A 17,459-nucleotide genomic window follows, 5' to 3' on the forward strand; every position below is an offset into this window, starting at 1 on the left:
CAAGCTACCACTCGATTCTCCTTTGGAAATCTCGTGCATAGCCCTAATCCCCTTTAAAGATCAATAAAGTGAGAATGAGATGTCTGATGCCTCTATAAAAGTCAAAATTGCACCAAACTCAAAAGAATCCGAAATGATGGTATTGGGTTGCATGTTAACAAGTATTAACGCTCTTAACGTCGCAGCTGATGCTTTGGATGATGCAGACTTTTACTACACTGAACATAAACTCATTTTTCAAACTCTTAAAGATGCCTATAAGAGTGACAAACCTGCGGATGTGCACTTAGTTTGTGAAGAGCTCAAAAGACAGGACAAACTTAAAACAGTGGGTGGCGTTGCCTATGTCACTACCCTCGCCCAGTTTGCGGGAACATCGGCACATATCGAAGAATATTGCGAGCTGGTGCGCAACAAAGCGATGCTGCGCAGTATGATCCATGCTGCCCAACATGTTGAAAAACGTGCCCTTGAAGAACCAGCTGATGTCTCAGAAGCATTAGATGAAGCACAACAACTTTTCTTTCAGATTAGCCAATCAGCTGCTGCTGCTAGTGGAGTTTTGATCGGGCAAATTTTATCTGGTGTTAAATCCGAATCACAAGTGCCCTTTCTTAAGGAGCTTCAACAAAGGCAAGAGCTTTATCATCAACGTGGTCCAGAAGACACAGGAGTTACAGGCACACCTTCTCACTATACAGACCTCGACACCATGTTAAATGGTTTGAATAATTCAAACTTGATGATATTAGCAGCGAGGCCTGCAATGGGTAAAACGGCCTTTGCCATTAATATCGCGGAAAATGTGTGCTTCAAAGGCAATATCCCTGTTGGAATCTTCTCGCTTGAGATGAGCGCAGAGCAACTTGTGCATCGTATTGTCTGCTCTCAATCGGAAGTGGAATCGGATAAAATCAAAACCGGTGCGCTTAATGGAATTGAATACCAACGTGTTGTAGCGGCCGTTAATAACATGCAAAACCACATGATGGTAATTGATGATCAGCCAGGCCTTAAAATAACTGATTTAAGAGCCAGGGCTCGTCGTATGAAGGAAACATATGGCATTGGATTTCTTATCATCGACTACCTCCAGCTTATCTCAGGATCAGGCACTAATCGAGGTGGCGAAAACCGACAAAACGAAATTTCTGAAATTTCCCGTATGTTAAAAAACCTAGCACGAGAACTCAATATTCCTGTCCTTTGCTTGTCTCAGCTCTCCAGAAAAGTGGAAGAGCGCACAGGCCACCGTCCAATGATGAGTGACCTGCGTGAAAGCGGAAGTATTGAGCAAGATTCCGATATCATCATGTTCTTGCTCAGACGCGAGTACTACGACCCACTAGATAAGCCAGGAATGGCCGAAGTGATCGTTGCCAAAAACCGTCATGGTAGCGTAGGAAGTGTTAACTTAACCTTCCGCAAAGAGATCGCGCAATTTGCCAACTACACACCTGTGCGTTTCGAAAACGATTTTGCAGATAAAGAAGCTGAAGCTGAATTCAATCCGTTTTCTCCAGCAAAATAAATAGATGGCTCATGCAGCCCACATTTATCCCTCCTTCCTTGCAAAGCAACATGATCGCTTTGCATAGGACGGATATAAAAAAACATCCTTTTTGATCAAAAAAATCCGATGCTTTACTGCCGTTTTGAAAGCATTTTTAAAAATGCACATAATGATCGGAGCTTGCAAGATGCATTTGCTGATATCAATATAACAGTAACTTTTATCACGAAAGCTTGCCTAACACTCTTTTCTCTACCCTCTGAATTGACGACACATCCGGGATTTCATATGTGAGGGCTTTTTTATTGGGGTTAAAGGCTTGACTACACAAAAGAAATATAAGAGTTCCATGAAATTTGTAGATGCTTTTCAACAATTTGGGCACATTCTTTTTTATTATAATATTGAAACTACAATGTGGCATCTTTCCTTTTCTAACGATAAAGCTAATGAGGCTATAGCTTTCTCCAGTCTACATGAGATCCTTGATAGAGCACTGAGGACATCCTCTCCTTTCCCTGAAGATGTTGAACAAGCAAAAATTTTCACAAGTGACTACGAGAATCTATCCTCAAAAAAGAGAAAAATAGTCAAAGAAAATCGAGATAAATTTCTTCGTCCTAAAAGATTATGGTTTTCACATACCATAGCCTTTTAGGAAGTCTTTTTGCTCAAATCAAAAACTAAAAAAAGGTATTCTCTAATTGATCCTCTTTTCGTGTTTCTAAACCCAAACGTGCGCCAATCTTAGAAACAATCACTGTTTCTTGAAGAAGTTTAGAGATTTCATCTGGCAACAATCTTTTACCATCTTCAAATACAAAATCTTTTGCAAATGCACAAAGCTCATCATAAACCTGCTTTTCATAGCTTTTAAGGCCTAGTTCTTTTTCTATTAATTGATTGCGAACTTTTACACTTGTTTTAGCTAGTCTTGCCTCTACTTTTGCCATTTTTTTCTCAGATAATGACTTTGTTGTTAATTTTTCTCTCTGTTTAGCAATCCGAGTTTTCACTTTCTCTTCAATTTGTGCTAAATGTGTATTTGTGTCTTCATAAACTGACAAAGCTGCTAGAACTCTTTGCAGGCTATCTTTAGTATCGCTTAAATGTAGATTTCCCAATTTATATGCCATAGTATGCATGTAAATTGTTTTCAACTCTCCTGCTTGTCTCAAAAATTCTTCTTTATCCATTCCTTCTTGATAAACTCTAGAAATCATCATCTTAAAATGCATCCAAAGTCCATCTACAGAAGCCTGATGTGTACTTTCCATGTTCTTTCTAACTTCATCAGGACCACCTGGCTGAAAATTCCAACGAATGTTAAAGTTCTCTCTCAGCTTTTGAATGTGATCATCATTTAAACGTGCCGTATCACCCGCAAAATAAATGTCACCACCTTCATTCCCTTGAATAACATAGCCTAGAAAAGTTGACTCATGCCCATCGCAAGGTCCAATCCCACTCCAATGACGTGCAGGAGTCGCCGCTATCTGCATGTGATAACGTTCGCCATTCTTTTCAAATTCTATATCTTTTTTTTCCCACCAATCGAGCTCTATAATGTTCGCATGGTCGAATCCAATTTTTTTTGCCAGTTTTGCATATCGATCGCCATCACCCACAGGAACAACCATAATCGGTTGTTGCGCAAATATTTTTTTCACGGTCTCTTTGTTATAGTGATCCATATGATTGTGGGAAAGCAAGTAGACATCAGGAGCTGGGGTTTCTTCCATGGGACGAGCAAATTTCGTTTGTCTTGGATAAAGGAGGCGGTGAAGATCTCCCTCAACGGGGTCCGTGATTACATTAAAAGAAGCGACTGTTCCTTTATCAGATTTAAGAGGAATGCTTAAAAATAAAGTTGCATGTCCAAGCCAGAAAGATGTGGGCTCTGTCGTTAGATTTAATGGACTTGTACGGGGAGCATAAATCTGTTCATCTGTTTCATTGTTTGTGCGATAATGGTATTTTTGAAAGGCTGTCACTTCATGCCCGAATATTTTAGCGGTGCCCTCAATTACTCGACCCATGACGCTCAAAACTCTTTCTCTTTGCGTACTTGTAAAAATTTTTCCGGCTTCTTTTGCATGATCAAGATTATCATTAGGATATCGACGAATATTGTATTTTTTCACAAAACGTCTTTCTTTAACAATCGCCGGTTTATCATTTTGAAGATCAGCTGAGATGTCTTGATCTGTAACTCCAATAACTGTTGTTGGATTTAATTCAGAAACTTTATCATTTTTTACAAAATTCAGTTTGATTTTATTTGCTAATACAGATTTAACCAGCAATTTATGTTTTGTAATGGCTGCAAGAGTTTGATTGTATTTTTGAACAGCTAAAAAAAGATCTGTTGGCTCTGTATGTTTTCCGATAAATTCTTCTCGGTCGAGCGCTGAAATTAATTGAATATTTTTATCAATTATTTTTTCTAATTTATTTAAATGTGACTTCGCATAAAAAAGGGAAAGAAGGTGACGCCTAATAAATCCATTTTCTTGAATAGATCCAGACTTTTTATTTATTCTGAAATAATTAGGACTTTTAGAAATATTATTGGAAATCGTCAGTAAATTATTCGTCATTATTTTTGAATCAATCGCCATTTAAATCCCCCTAGCTTTTTTTACATTATAACATTGGAAATTATTTTTATAAACAAATCTCCAACTTTACTCTAAATTCAAAGCCTGATAATTCTATGAAGGTGAAGTTAGAGAAGAAGAAAATATTTGAAATTAATAATAAAAATAGGAACAGGCCACAAAGAAAGCAGGTATTATTAAAGGGACTTAACCAATCGACTCCTTCCATCAAATTACTCAAAAGCTTCTCAAAAATCACTTTGTTACGACACAGGGCTATAGTGGAACAATTTTCGTTAATCAGCAATTTGTCCATGTTTCATTTCGAGAGAAATCTCGCTAAAAAGACAACGAGAATGCATATTCGAAGCCATGCTAGCAAGTAAGTACAAGGGCATATGCCTATTCACCAAAAATATCAGCAAGATGTAGTTCCACTTGGAACCTGCGGCATAAACGGAAGTCACTAAAACCACAGTGTGTCGAATTCTAAAAATTCAGAAAGAGATCTAATCATTAAAATTTATGCGAACAAAATCATAAAATTTTTCGGGTGATAAAGTACAAAAAGTTAAATCTTTTCTGTTAGTTTTTAGAGCTTTTTGGTAGCGTTGGTCTCAAGAAATTTAGGAAAAGATTTTTATATGCTTTCAAATTTAAAGACGACCTAATCACTAATTTTAAGGAGAAATTCCGTGAAATATTTTCTCAAATGATTTTCTAATCTGCTTTTTTTCTTCTATGTGTCTTTCGGCAGCACATGTTAGCGACTCCCCGGCTCCAAGATATCCAGAAAAATTATATTTTGATTCACACGATGTGGAAATCGCTGACAATGCCATTTATATTCATTTAGAAAATAATTTGATCGAAACAAACGTTATACGAACCGATCAACAAGGATTTTATATTTTTGAGAACGATATAACCAATTATGAAGTCGTAGGAGGAATAGAAAAAAAGTGGAAATGTCCTTACTGTTATCATTGGTGGCCGGTTGGTCATAAATGCAAAAATACGGAATATCCGACCAATAAATGGTAAAAGGAAAACAAAAGAGAGTTCTAAAAAGCACTCTTAAAAATCTAGTAAAGCCGGTAAGTTTTGTTTTATACGGCTGCTCATTGCAACTTTGCTTTGGCAGTACAGTCAAAGTAAAACAGTTTCATTGAAGTATCTAGATCAACAAGGATCAACACATACGCTTTCCCTTCCAGTAAAAGACAGAGAAAGGCTTGCTAGGCTTATGCAAAAACTTTTTGCTGAAAATAGCTTTGCCTATACTATTTTAGGCTCCAAACCAGTTTCTTGGGAGAACTACCAGAATCCCTTGCCACTATCTGATTGGGCAAGGTTTTACGAGTCATTTTCAGAACATAACCGTACCATACGCTCCGGTTGGAAAACTTGGGAGAAATACCAGCATTTATTTCCCTTAGCACTCCTTTGGGCGGAAAGCCCTAAATGTCATCCAGGATTGATTTCAATCATAATTGTCAATAAAGATCGATTTAATGATGTCGTTAATAAAAATAAAGGAGATTTTCAAAGAGTTCTTTGTCGTTCGGTTGTGGACGGCTTCCAACTGATTAAAGAGGCAAAAAATCGCTCACTCATGAATGAAGTATTGGAAGGGCATCAAGGTCTCATCGGAATAGTGCTTGGCTATGGAAGAGATAATTCTTGGCAATTTCTTGAAGGTTGTAAAAATCGCACGCCCATTGGTTGGATTTGGGGAGAAGAGGATGACTCTTTCGTCGAAGAATCTATAGAGTCAGATATCAATTTGACCGATTATTATTTATCACTTTATTCTTGCCCCAGTTTTGCGGGGGACCCTAATTCTGAAGAATCATTAGCACTTAAAACAGAATACCTTTTGACAAAACAAAAGGTAATGGATTACTACAAGGATAAAGATTTTTTAGAGGCGACATTAAGTTTACTTGCTGGGTATTATCCCCGAGAGTGATTCCGGGAAGGGAACCTGCACTGGGCATAAACTTACCGGAAAGGTTTCCAGATAAAAAGAATATGTTGCCCGGCCTCACCCTTTATTCCGAAAGTTTGACGCAAAGCCTTAGATTTTGCTCTGCGTCTTCTAGAATTATTCGACTGTGACTGACTTTGCTAAGTTACGTGGTTGGTCAATTTCTGCACCACGCTCTTTTGCGATATAATAAGCCAAAAGCTGAGATGCCACGGTTGTTAAAACCCCCGAAATCTCATCGATGGTTTGAGGAATATAGATGATATCATCGGCAATCCCTTCAAGGCCCCTTTCACAAGTCTCTGCAATCGCAATGATTTTTCCGCTACGAGCTTTAATTTCCATCAAATTGCTCAGAAGCTTCTCAAAAGTCGCTTTGTTGCCACATAGGGCCACAGTGGGACAATTTTCGTTAATCAAAGCAATTGGCCCATGCTTCATTTCTCCCGCAGGATAGCCATTGGCATTGATATAAGAAATTTCTTTCAGCTTGAGGGCTCCTTCTAAACTTGCAGGATACATGTAGCTTCTCCCCAAGTAAAAGAAGTTTTCATAATGTGCATATTTTTTTGCAATCTCTTGAATCTTAGCACTTTGGTCTAATATTTCTTGTACTTGATCAGGAAGCTTTTGCAATGCCTCTAAGAAGATTTGCCCCTCTTTTTTGTCCATATGGCGCATGCGAGCCATTAACAAAGTGAAAAGAGACAGCACAACAACTTGACTGGTAAATGCTTTTGTTGAGCACACCCCGATTTCTTGCCCTGCCTTAAGGAAAATGCTTGCGTCTGCTTCTCGTGCTAAATGAGACCCTTCCACATTGCAAATAGCCAAGACCTTCACACCTTTCGTCTTTAACTCGCGAACGGCTGCTAACGTATCTGCCGTTTCCCCGGATTGACTAATGGCAATAGCCAAAGTACCCGCTGGGACCACGGGATTTTTATAGCGAAACTCTGAAGAAATCTCGACTTGTACAGGAATGCGCGCACGATCTTCTAGCATATAAGCAGCCAAATACCCTGCATGCCAAGAAGTTCCACAAGCTAGAATTAAAATTCTTTCAACGGATAGCAACTCATTCACTTCAAAATTGATCCCTTCAAATAAGGCTGTTCCATAATCTTGAATAAAACGACCTGAAAGTGCATTACGAATGGTTTGAGGTTGCTCAAAAATCTCTTTCAACGTGTAATGTTCATAAGATCCTTTTGAAGCACTTTCTAGAAGAGCGTGCATTTTTTCTGTTTTTTTCTCAATTTCCCCTTTCGTCACATCAAAAACCTCTAGCTTATCCGCTTTTACCACAGCAATTTCGCCACTTAATAAAAACGCGACTTCTCGCGTATGAGCTGCAAAAGCATGCGGATCTGAAGCCACAAAAGCTTCTCCTGTACCAATACCAACAACCAAAGGTGATTCATGTGCAATAGCAATGATCTGATCGGGAAAGTCACGATGAATGAGGGCAATTGCAAAAGTTCCTTTAAGAAAAGGGATGGTTTTCTTTACGGCTTCAAGAAGGTCTCCTTTATAGAACTTCCCAATCAAATGAGCAACCACCTCTGTATCTGTATCAGAAGAAAATTTAACTCCTTCTGCCTTCAATTCTCGGCGAAGAGCATCGTGATTCTCAATAATTCCATTATGAACAATCGCTAAGGAATGACTCTCGTTAAAATGAGGATGTGCATTGGCTTTGTTCGGCTTTCCATGTGTCGCCCAGCGGGTCTGTCCAATGGCCATATGCCCTAAAGTCATTTGAGCTTCTTTGACTTCTTTTTCTAAAACTGCGATCTTGCCAACTTCTTTACAAAAGGCAATTTCACCCTCGCAAACTCCCGCAATGCCAGCCGAGTCATATCCCCGATATTCCAAACGTTTTAATCCATCTAACACAATATCAATCGGATTTTTAAGGCCTACATACCCAATAATTCCACACATGCCTTCTTCCTATTTTTCGGGGGTTCCAATTTGTTTTCTGACCTCGTCAGCAATTTGATTTGCCAATTGCTGCACTTGTTGCAATTTGGGTCCTTCTACCATCACACGACAAATGTTTTCTGTCCCCGAATAACGGAGAAGCACACGTCCGGAATCGCCCAAAATCTCTTCCACTTCTGCAACTTTTTGATTAACTCCTGGCAAAGCTTCAAATGTAGGCTTAGAGCTGACCTTCACGTTGACACAGACTTGAGGATATTTTTTTACAAGGGCGGCTAAATCTGATAGTTTTGAATCTGTTTCAATCATGATGCGCATGACTTGCAATGCACACACCAATCCATCCCCTGTCGTATTGTGATCGAGAAAGATTAAGTGCCCACTTTGCTCTCCCCCCAGATTAGCGTCATGCTCAAGCATATCTTGAATGACATAGCGATCTCCAACTTGAGATTTAATCACTTCAATTCCCAGCTCTTCCATGGCCTTCACAAATCCGAAATTACTCATTATTGTAGAAACAACCTTATTGCCTTTCAGAATTCCTCTGCGCTGCATATCTTTGGCACAAATAGCAAGAATTGTATCTCCATCAATAATTTGTGCATTTTCGTCGACCATGATAACGCGATCCGCATCTCCATCAAGAGCAATCCCTACATCAGCTCGATGCTCAATGACAGCTTTTTGAATGGTTTCAGGATATAGAGAGCCGCATTGCAAATTGATGTTTAAGCCATCTGGATTATTTCCATACACAAATACCTTGGCATCTAATTCTCTAAAAATCAATGGCGCTACTTTATAACCTGCTCCATTCGCGCAATCGAGCGCAATCGTTAGATTTTTTAGAGATAATCGACGTGGAAAAGTGGCTTTTGCAAATTCTATATAGCGCCCATCGGCATCTGTCACTTTAAAGTTTTTTCCAATGTCGTGATCTGCAGGCAAACTATCGTCAAAGTTATTTGTCGAAACCAGCTCTTCCATTTGCTTTTCCCACGTATCGGGCAATTTAAAACCATCCGAAGAGAAAAATTTAATGCCATTGTCATAATAAGGATTGTGAGAAGCAGAAATTACGATTCCTGCATCAGCGCGATACGCACGCGTGATAAACGCAACGCCAGGTGTTGGAAGAGGACCGACCATCAAAGTGTCAACGCCCATAGAGCAAAGGCCAGAAATCAAAGCATTTTCAAACATATAGCACGATAAACGGGTATCCTTACCAATCACAACCCGATGCTTGCCTTCGTGAGAACGAAAGATTTTCCCCGCTGCACGCCCCAACGCTAAAGCTGTTTCAACGGTCATGGGAGATCGATTCGCCTTTCCACGAACACCGTCTGTTCCAAAAATTTTCTCTGATTTTGTGCGATCTTTCACCTTACTTCCCTCCCATTAAATTCTCACGATGAACGCTTCTAGCTGAGTAAACATCGATGCTAAATTTAAAGCAGACTAGCGCATCATCTCTCTGAGATCAAGTAAAAAGAACGCTATGAATAGCTAATTTATTATAGCATAAAAAGCTTAAATTGTCTCTCATTACGATCTGAAAGAATCCTGAGAAAAAAATGAGCCATTCGTGGAAATTTCGCCCTGTATCATTCGTTATTTTGTATAAATATCGGGAAGTTCATAGATAAAAAAACAATTTTGGCTAAAACAAATCACTTTTCCATCATCGGATACATTCAAATGGCAGATTCTTCCTGCATGCTCGATCCGGTGAATTTTAAGTCTTATGCAGGTCTCTAAATCCCAAATATGAAAAGATGTATTCTCTCGACTATCATTTTTAGACATGCTAATGATCATTCGATTAAAGATAACAATAGAATGTAGAGGCTTTTCTTCGTGTTCTAAATGATTGAATCGACGGAGCAGATTTCCTTTCATGTCCCAAATACAAATCTTTCCATTTTTTGTTCCTCCTACAATCTTGTTATCTGAAAGTGCTAGACAAGTGATTTCCTCGTGAGTGTCGAAAGAATGAATAAGAAGGTAATTATCTAAATCCCATATCTTCATTGTTTTATCAGAGGCAACGCTAAATAAAACAGAATTTTGGGCTTTGAGACACAGTATTTCTGCATCGAGATGCCTTAACTCAGCAATCTTTTTTAAAGAATCTTTCCGGTAAACCTGAATTTCCCCACTTACATATCCGCAAATAATATGCTCCTGAACACAAATCAAAGCGCTTAAACAATTTGAAATAGCAATTTCATTTAATATCTTCTGTGTTTCGAGACAAACGACTGCTAATGCACATCCGTAATTGACAGCAATCGTACAAAAATCAATTGTATCAAAACTATAAATAGTTGCTGATAAACATATTGAAGCCAGTCTTTTATATGTTTTGATATTCCAAATTTTAACAATCCCTTGATTATTGATATTTTGCCCCATAATCAACGTTTTACTTTCGTTGATGCATGAATTTGGTTGTATGATCGAACGAAAAAACGGATTTCCTTGATTACTCAAGCAAAATTGACAGGATAGTAATCGTATAGCTAAAGGGCAACTTCTCAATTGCCAAAATCTTTTGCATTCCTCAACGAAATTTTCTGGGTGATTCCGCTCAATTTCAGGGAATCTTTTTTTTAATATTTCATTAAAAAAGGGCTTTGAAAGAATTTTCCATGTTTTGCATGCCAAGCTCACTTCCACGACAGATCGCATATTCAGATAGGAAATAAAAATATGTAAAACCAATTCGGTGGGTAAATTAAAAAGTAAAGTTTCGGAATGGGTCGGATATTGCCCTGAAGAATTTAAGGAAATCATCATAGCTCCTACATCATAAACCAGAAATATGAACGTAAGTAATATTTGATAATAATTGCAATTTTTTTTGTAAAAAAGGGAATTGGAACAATAAAAGTTTTTATTAAAATAACTTTAGCAAGGGAAACAATTATATATGATATAATAAATTAGAGATTAATTTAAAATGGGGGAACTTTAGTATGGATCCTTCACACTAATTCTTCTCATCTCACGGACTCATCTATATTCCAAATCGCAGAACTTCAACCTGGAGATATCTTAACACGTCAAAAAAATAATAAAACGATTACACGCGCCCAAAAAATTTTATTGGGCCCTAACTCCCGCTATGTCAATTCTAATCACATCGCGATCGTCAAATCGATTGATAAAAGATAAAATCACTCTTTTAGAATCTGTGAATAACAACAAAACAGAAAAAGGGGTATGTGTTCTTCAGTATACTCCAGAAGAATTTAAAAAATATTTAGGCAAAAATGGCATACACGTTTTAAGAAATGACACCCTAAAAAAATTCTTGAATGAAACCACTCAAACATTTTCCGACAATTATTTTAATCAAACAGCCAAGCCACATATAGTTTTAAACATTTGGCCAGCACAACTCTGAGATCAAAGGCTACGGAAAGGGGCCGTCTGCGAACATTGTATTCCTTCGAAAAATTGATTTTTAGTAGTAGATGCCGCCTTTTTCTTTTTTAATTTTTATATCGCAAAAATGAAGGTCTTTATTTATGACTTCATATGCTATTGGAAGGGCAATATCAGCATAACGAATTAACCCTGATAAAACATTCATTCCCTTAACGCATCTTACCTTCGCATGTGAAAAATGCCAATAAACAATTTCATTTTCATCCGTATAAGGTTTTCTTCTGTGGCATCATCGATAATGAGAACCCCTCCTGTTGTTTGTTCATGCTGACGAACATCTGACTTGACAAAAGTCTTTTGAACCATAGTCATGGCGGTTCAAAAATCTAGGGATTTGGTCGTGGCTAAGTCCGCCTTCTAGAAGATTAGAAAGCCCTATAGCTGTTGCCTGTTGATTTTGGTAAATTAGGTAATCTGTATAGATGTCGAGAATATCTTGAGGCATATTTTTTCCATTTTTTGAAAAAAATTTACTCCTTTAAAATTCTTTTTTCAAGCACTTGCTGTGTAAGGTGAGTTAGTTAGAGAAGCTTGTCTCTAAGACCTTGAGAAGGAAAAAATAAACGTGGGATCACTTAAATAGAAAAGAATCCGAAAATAAAAAAAGATGACTAAAAAAAGATTAGGCTTATAAGCTAACCAATTGCTTGGCCGACTGATTCAGCATGCTATCTTCGTGAGGTCACGCAAAACATATAAACTAGAGGTTATATACTGTGCAATTTTAATTGAGGAGAACTAAAACGCGTATTTTAAAATTAGTTTTATTGTTAATGTTTGTTGTTACAAATCTATCTTCAAATGAAGACTTCAGTAAATTTCAAAATGAAACGAACAAATTTTATATTTCTTCATCAGACATATTTCTTGAAGAATCTCAAATTTTTGTGATACGTGATAGTGAACTATTTACAGTTGATTCAATACAAGTAGATAATTACGGATTTTTCATTGAAAGTCCCAAGGCTCTAGAACCTCATTACCGCAAAAATTGCGGATCTATGGCGAACGGTGACATATGTACGAACTGTAATAAAAACCCTCGTTATAAATAAACACTTAGGTTTGCTGGTCGTAAAAATGCGTTTTTATATGGGTTTACTTTTTTTATTTTTGCATATTTGTAAGTTGTCTGCAGATAATATCAGTGCTTTAACTGAGGCCCTTGAACCAGAGGAAAGAGCAGACTTAACAGATTTTTTTAAGAGAGCCGTTTTTTACGATTAGTTTGCCTATACCTTCGAAGGGTATAAAGCAATCGCGTTGTCCGGTGATTTTTTATATTACCACCTAATTCCTTATGGGAAAGACGTTATACGCGCTCCCTCTCCAGGAAGGTTGGAAGGTTTGGTTAAAGCAGTCAAATTTTAAAATGGAAAATTTTGCGTTATTAGAAGAAAGATCCATGAAAATGGAATCGGTTAAATTTATTTTACTCATCAACAAACCAGTCTTTCGGCAAGTTGTCAATGAGCATTTAAAAACGTTTGAAAAAATTTTAAATCGAAAAATTGATGCACAAGACTTACTGGAAGAAATGTCTAAATTTGGATATCAAAAGACTTTGAAAGAAAGCGAAATCCTTAAAGGGATTCTGTTAGGATATGGCGAACAAAATGCACGTTTGTTTGAAGAGAGAATAAGGTTTTATTATAAACCTGCATTCAACCTACTGCGCTCTCAAAGTGAAGAACCGCACCCTTTAATAAAAAATCCTACTTTTTTTAAAAGTGACAATGATTTGACATTTTTCTCTCTTATTAATTTTCTGGTGGATCCGCATTCTGCTGAGACGCAAGAATTAAGAGAAAAATACAATGAAGCCGACATTAAAATTTTTAAAAATTATAAGCCTGATAACATTCTTCATATATCGCTTCAAAAGCTCTTGGAATGAATTTAGATTGCAGAAAAAGCTGCAAGCCCAGGGCGATTGTACTTGACTCCTAATATCTTAAACGGTAAGCCGTATTCCATCCAGCCATACCTCGTTTTAGAGTCACGCTTGCCTTCTAAGTCGTATCAGCTTTCACTAGACTCAGTACACATCTCTTAAGCAATGAAAAATTTTCAACGCCATTATTAGCTCGCCTTATGCAGCAGCAAGTGCTTGAAAAAAGAATTGGTTAATCATGGATTTACTAGTACATCCATTCAAGAACAAACTATGATAGATGCAGAGCAACAAACTGCAGCCCAACAAGAACGCCAATTAATGCTCCAACAGGACAACTATAGATCGCCTAATACAGAACAAATAGGACATTCTTCTATATGCTGCCGGGCCTGGCAAAACTTTCGTGCAAAATAAATGATCTGCAGATGGACCTTAATCCAATCCTTTCTGGGAAACAGCTCTTTAAGGTCTTTCTCCACACGTTCTGGAGTTTTTCCTTTACTTAATCCCCATCGCTTCGCACAACGTAAAATATGTGTATCAACAGGAAAGGCGGGAATTCCAAAAGCTTGTGCCATCACAACCGATGCCGTTTTATGCCCTACCCCCGGTAGCTCTTCCAAGCCCTCAAAGCTTGCCGGAACACTTCCGTTATGCTTTTCAATTAGAATTTGAGATAGTCCCCAAATAGCTTTAGCCTTTGTAGGAGATAAGCCACAAGGACGGATGATCTCTTGAATCTTCGCAACTGGCAATTTCACCATTTGCTCAGGAGTGTGCGCTAACGCAAATAAAGAAGGTGTCACAATGTTCACGCGCGCATCTGTGCATTGAGCCGAAAGCAACACAGCAATTAACAGCGTGTACGGATCTTGGTGGATGAGCGGAACTGCTGGAGCAGGAAAATAAGCATTTAAAATTTTTCCGATTCGTCTAGCGCGCGCTTTTTTATCCACTTTATTTCCCTATACAGAATTTGGAGAAAATCGAAGAAAGTATGTCTTCTGTTACATTGGTGCCAATAATTTTCCCCAACTCTCGCAAGCATTGTCTCATATCCACACATAAAAATTCGGGCGACAAATTATCCGTTAATCCATCGTGCACATTTTGGGCAAATAGAATGGCTTGCGTTAACGCTTGCAAGTGTCGCATGCTTGTTATCACAACCTCTTGCTGGTCGGGCATCCCATTCTTCCAAATCACCTGGTCGATGGTTTCATGTAAAGTATCCAATCCTTGCCGTTCTTGTGCAGACACACACACAGTAGAAAAAGGCAAGGGAGTCATTTCCGGTTTCTGGATATCAATTTTATTCCACACACCAATAGTTTTTTCGTGGGGAATTTGCTGCATCAACAAATGATCATCTGCTTGCAAGCCTCTGCTCGAGTCTAGCACAAAGAGAATTAAATCAGCTTCTTGTATGGCTTGTCGCGAACGTCGAATCCCTTCCGCTTCCACAATTTCGTCTGAATCACGAATCCCCGCTGTATCGAGCAAGCGAAAATTCAGTCCATTCAACTTCAAATGGTCTTCTAAGATGTCCCGCGTTGTTCCCGCAATAGCCGATACAATGGCGCGATCTTTTCCAAGTAACGCATTCATCAAGGAAGATTTGCCAACATTTGGACAACCAATTAAACACAACGAAACCCCATCTCGGAGAATTTTTCCATTATGAAACGTCGCTGCTAGCTTTTGCATGGCTTCAATTGCTTCCCTTAAAGTCACTTGGATTTCTTCCATAGTAGCAAATTCCAAGCCTTCTTCTGGAAAGTCTACCCAAGCTTCTAAAATAGCCGCAATGTCATTTAAACCATGCTGAAATGTGGATATTTTACGTGTCAAAGCACCTTGTAATTGACTGCCAGCTGCATGCAAAGCCTTTTCGTTCTTTGCTCCAATTAATTCCTGCACAGCTTCAGCCTGTGCTAAGTCAAGCTTCCCATTCATAAAAGCTTTAAAGGTGAATTCCCCTGGACGCGCTGCTCGAGCTCCAGCCTCTAAAACGGTTTGTAAAACGCGACGAGCAATTAAGCTTCCCCCATGGCAGTGAATTTCAACGGTATGTTCACCTGTATAAGAACGGGGTGCATGCATAGGTAGCAGAAGCACATGGTCGACACATTCTCCTTCTCGGTTTTTGATCTTGCCATATTGCACGGTATGCGTAGGTAGCCCTTCGACAGGTCGAGAAAAACAACGACTTGCCACTTCTATGGCGGCATTCCCCGAAATGCGGATAATAGCAACCCCGCCCTCTCCTGGAGGGGTTGCAATGGCGGCAATCGTATCGCCAGCTTGGTAGGGTTCGTGGATAAAATCCATATTTATTTTAACCGTAAGACTTTTAAAATCAAAATGATCTGGTAATTTTTCAAACAATCATAACGGATTTAATTGATAAGATTCAATGCCAAAATCATTGCAGGAAGGATTGCCGTTTTATTCCCAACCTCTTATAGTCATGCCTACTTTTACTTTGAATTAAAGGAGCTTTACATGATTCCCCTTTCTCCGGTTCACTTTGTACCGATTTTTGTCACCTCTTGCATATACTTAGCTCTGGGAACGCTTTGGTATTCCCCTTGGCTATTTGGGCCTACCTGGTTGAAAGAAATGCAACTTACGCGCGAACAATTACGTTCGCCATGGCTAGGCTCTTTGGCAGCTTTTTTTATGGCCCTCTTAATGTCTTATGCTTTGTCACAGTTTATTATTTTAACCAATTCCTATACGCTTGCGCAGGGAGCATGCTTAGGATTGTGGATTTGGCTGGGCTTTATTGTACCTACCCTTTTTTCTAACGTGATCTGGGAAAAAAAATCCCTAAAGATATATCTTATCCACGTCTCACTGGTTTTACTTTTTCTTATGATCAGCGGAAGCATTCTATCGTTTTGGAGATAATTAATTTGCAAAACCCATATTTAGGGAGAGACTATGTCAGAAACAGCGACTCAAAAAAGATCTTTTTTACATACTGCAGAAGAACTTCTTGGTGAAGAAGCCCATTTTTTACTTGATTACACATGTAAAGCTGTTACTCAAAATGAGATCCAAGCACCCGGTCCCGACTGGGTTGATCGCATTTTCGGTGTCAGTAATCGCTCGATTCCCGTTATGCGAAATTTACAATCGATCTTCAATCATGGGCGCTTAGCTAGAACGGGTTATCTTTCGATTTTGCCAGTCGATCAAGGGGTTGAACACTCTGCTGGAGCTTCTTTTGCCCCTAACCCCCTCTATTTCGATCCAGAAAACATCGTCAAGCTCGCGATTGAAGGGGGCTGCAATGCCGTTGCTTCTACCTTAGGAACTTTAGGGAGTGTCGCGCGAAAATATGCACATAAGATCCCTTTTATTCTCAAGATTAACCACAATGAACTCCTTTCATACCCCAATTCGTTCGATCAAATTTTATTTGCAAATGTCCAGCAAGCCTATGAAATGGGAGCGGCTGCTGTTGGAGCCACGATCTACTTCGGATCCCCTGAAAGCCATCGCCAAATTCAAGAAGTTAGCGAAGCTTTTCATATGGCCCATGAACTTGGCATGGCCACGATTTTATGGTGTTATTTGCGCAATCCAGCCTTTAAAATTGACGGTGTAGATTACCACGAAAGTGCAGATTTAACTGGTCAAGCCAACTATTTAGGTGCAACAATCGAAGCGGATATTGTGAAGCAAAAACTTCCTGTTGTAAACGGCGGCTATCCAGCCCTTAACCGCGTTACAAAAGGTTATGGAAAATATTCAGAACAGATGTATGATAAACTTTGCAGCGATCACCCAATCGACCTTTGCCGTTATCAAGTTTTGAATGGTTTTGCGGGACGTGCCGGGCTCATTAACTCAGGCGGGGCTTCAGGCAAGAATGATCTAAAAGATGCATTGAAAACCGCGATCATCAATAAAAGAGCAGGCGGAATTGGATTAATTAGTGGCAGAAAATCTTTCCAAAAGTCTATGAATGAAGGAGTCAAGCTACTTAACCTCATTCAAGACGTTTATCTGGCCAAAGAAGTGACACTAGCTTAAACAAAGCTA

Annotated in this window: 12 protein-coding genes and 1 pseudogene; 6 read left to right on the forward strand and 7 right to left on the reverse strand. The window is 38.8% G+C overall.

Annotated elements, in window-relative coordinates; all coding sequences use genetic code 11:
- The first annotated feature begins 79 nt into the window (after positions 1–79).
- Positions 80–1,531 (forward strand): replicative DNA helicase, encoded by a 1,452-nt coding sequence (dnaB, locus tag AB7E63_RS04890; RefSeq protein ID WP_006342426.1) that lies wholly within the window; start codon positions 80–82, stop codon positions 1,529–1,531.
- 665 nt (positions 1,532–2,196) lie between these two features.
- Here dnaB and AB7E63_RS04895 read toward each other — a convergent pair.
- Complete coding sequence (locus tag AB7E63_RS04895; protein WP_006342430.1) at positions 2,197–4,134, reverse strand: MBL fold metallo-hydrolase; 1,938 nt, start codon at positions 4,132–4,134, stop codon at positions 2,197–2,199.
- Between the two features lie 798 nt (positions 4,135–4,932).
- Here AB7E63_RS04895 and AB7E63_RS04900 point away from each other — a divergent pair.
- Both AB7E63_RS04900 and AB7E63_RS04905 read left to right on the forward strand, forming a co-directional pair.
- A complete protein-coding gene (locus tag AB7E63_RS04900) occupies positions 4,933–5,157 on the forward strand; it encodes a hypothetical protein (protein ID WP_006342432.1) in 225 nt (74 codons plus the stop codon).
- A 124-nt stretch (positions 5,158–5,281) separates the two neighbouring features.
- Positions 5,282–6,085, forward strand: coding sequence for a hypothetical protein (locus AB7E63_RS04905; RefSeq protein WP_428418871.1), 804 nt, complete (start codon positions 5,282–5,284; stop codon positions 6,083–6,085).
- 135 nt (positions 6,086–6,220) lie between these two features.
- Here the strand turns inward: AB7E63_RS04905 and glmS are convergent, their stop codons facing one another.
- The 4 genes and pseudogenes from glmS to AB7E63_RS04925 all read right to left on the reverse strand — a co-directional run.
- A complete protein-coding gene (gene glmS / locus AB7E63_RS04910; protein WP_006342434.1) occupies positions 6,221–8,050 on the reverse strand; it encodes a glutamine--fructose-6-phosphate transaminase (isomerizing) in 1,830 nt (609 codons plus the stop codon).
- A 9-nt stretch (positions 8,051–8,059) separates the two neighbouring features.
- The gene (gene glmM, locus AB7E63_RS04915) at positions 8,060–9,439 is read right to left on the reverse strand and encodes a phosphoglucosamine mutase (RefSeq protein ID WP_006342435.1); all 1,380 of its coding nucleotides are present in this window, start codon (positions 9,437–9,439) and stop codon (positions 8,060–8,062) included.
- A gap of 228 nt (positions 9,440–9,667) precedes the next feature.
- Entirely contained in the window at positions 9,668–10,855 is a 1,188-nt protein-coding gene (locus tag AB7E63_RS04920; protein WP_284452741.1) for an F-box/WD repeat-containing protein, read from the reverse strand.
- A gap of 648 nt (positions 10,856–11,503) precedes the next feature.
- Positions 11,504–11,954: pseudogene (locus AB7E63_RS04925) on the reverse strand (IS701 family transposase); the annotation flags it as partial.
- Positions 11,955–12,881: 927 nt separating this feature from the next.
- Between AB7E63_RS04925 and AB7E63_RS04930 the strand changes: the two are divergent.
- Positions 12,882–13,406 carry a hypothetical protein gene (locus AB7E63_RS04930; RefSeq protein WP_013925648.1) on the forward strand — a complete coding sequence of 175 codons (525 nt, stop codon included), beginning with the start codon at positions 12,882–12,884 and terminating at the stop codon, positions 13,404–13,406.
- A 335-nt stretch (positions 13,407–13,741) separates the two neighbouring features.
- Here AB7E63_RS04930 and nth read toward each other — a convergent pair whose 3' ends face one another.
- A complete protein-coding gene (gene nth / locus AB7E63_RS04935; RefSeq protein WP_006339727.1) occupies positions 13,742–14,362 on the reverse strand; it encodes an endonuclease III in 621 nt (206 codons plus the stop codon).
- 1 nt (position 14,363) lies between these two features.
- Positions 14,364–15,737 carry a tRNA uridine-5-carboxymethylaminomethyl(34) synthesis GTPase MnmE gene (gene mnmE / locus AB7E63_RS04940; RefSeq protein WP_013925650.1) on the reverse strand — a complete coding sequence of 458 codons (1,374 nt, stop codon included), beginning with the start codon at positions 15,735–15,737 and terminating at the stop codon, positions 14,364–14,366.
- Between the two features lie 174 nt (positions 15,738–15,911).
- On the opposite strand from mnmE, the gene AB7E63_RS04945 reads away from it, so the two are divergent.
- Positions 15,912–16,319, forward strand: coding sequence for a DUF1761 domain-containing protein (locus tag AB7E63_RS04945; RefSeq protein ID WP_100067469.1), 408 nt, complete (start codon positions 15,912–15,914; stop codon positions 16,317–16,319).
- 33 nt (positions 16,320–16,352) lie between these two features.
- Positions 16,353–17,450 carry a class I fructose-bisphosphate aldolase gene (locus AB7E63_RS04950; RefSeq protein ID WP_284452742.1) on the forward strand — a complete coding sequence of 366 codons (1,098 nt, stop codon included), beginning with the start codon at positions 16,353–16,355 and terminating at the stop codon, positions 17,448–17,450.
- Positions 17,451–17,459 lie beyond the last annotated feature (9 nt).

It is taken from the genome of Parachlamydia sp. (genome assembly GCF_050255895.1).
In the GTDB taxonomy this organism is placed as follows: Bacteria; Chlamydiota; Chlamydiia; order Chlamydiales; family Parachlamydiaceae; genus Parachlamydia; species Parachlamydia acanthamoebae.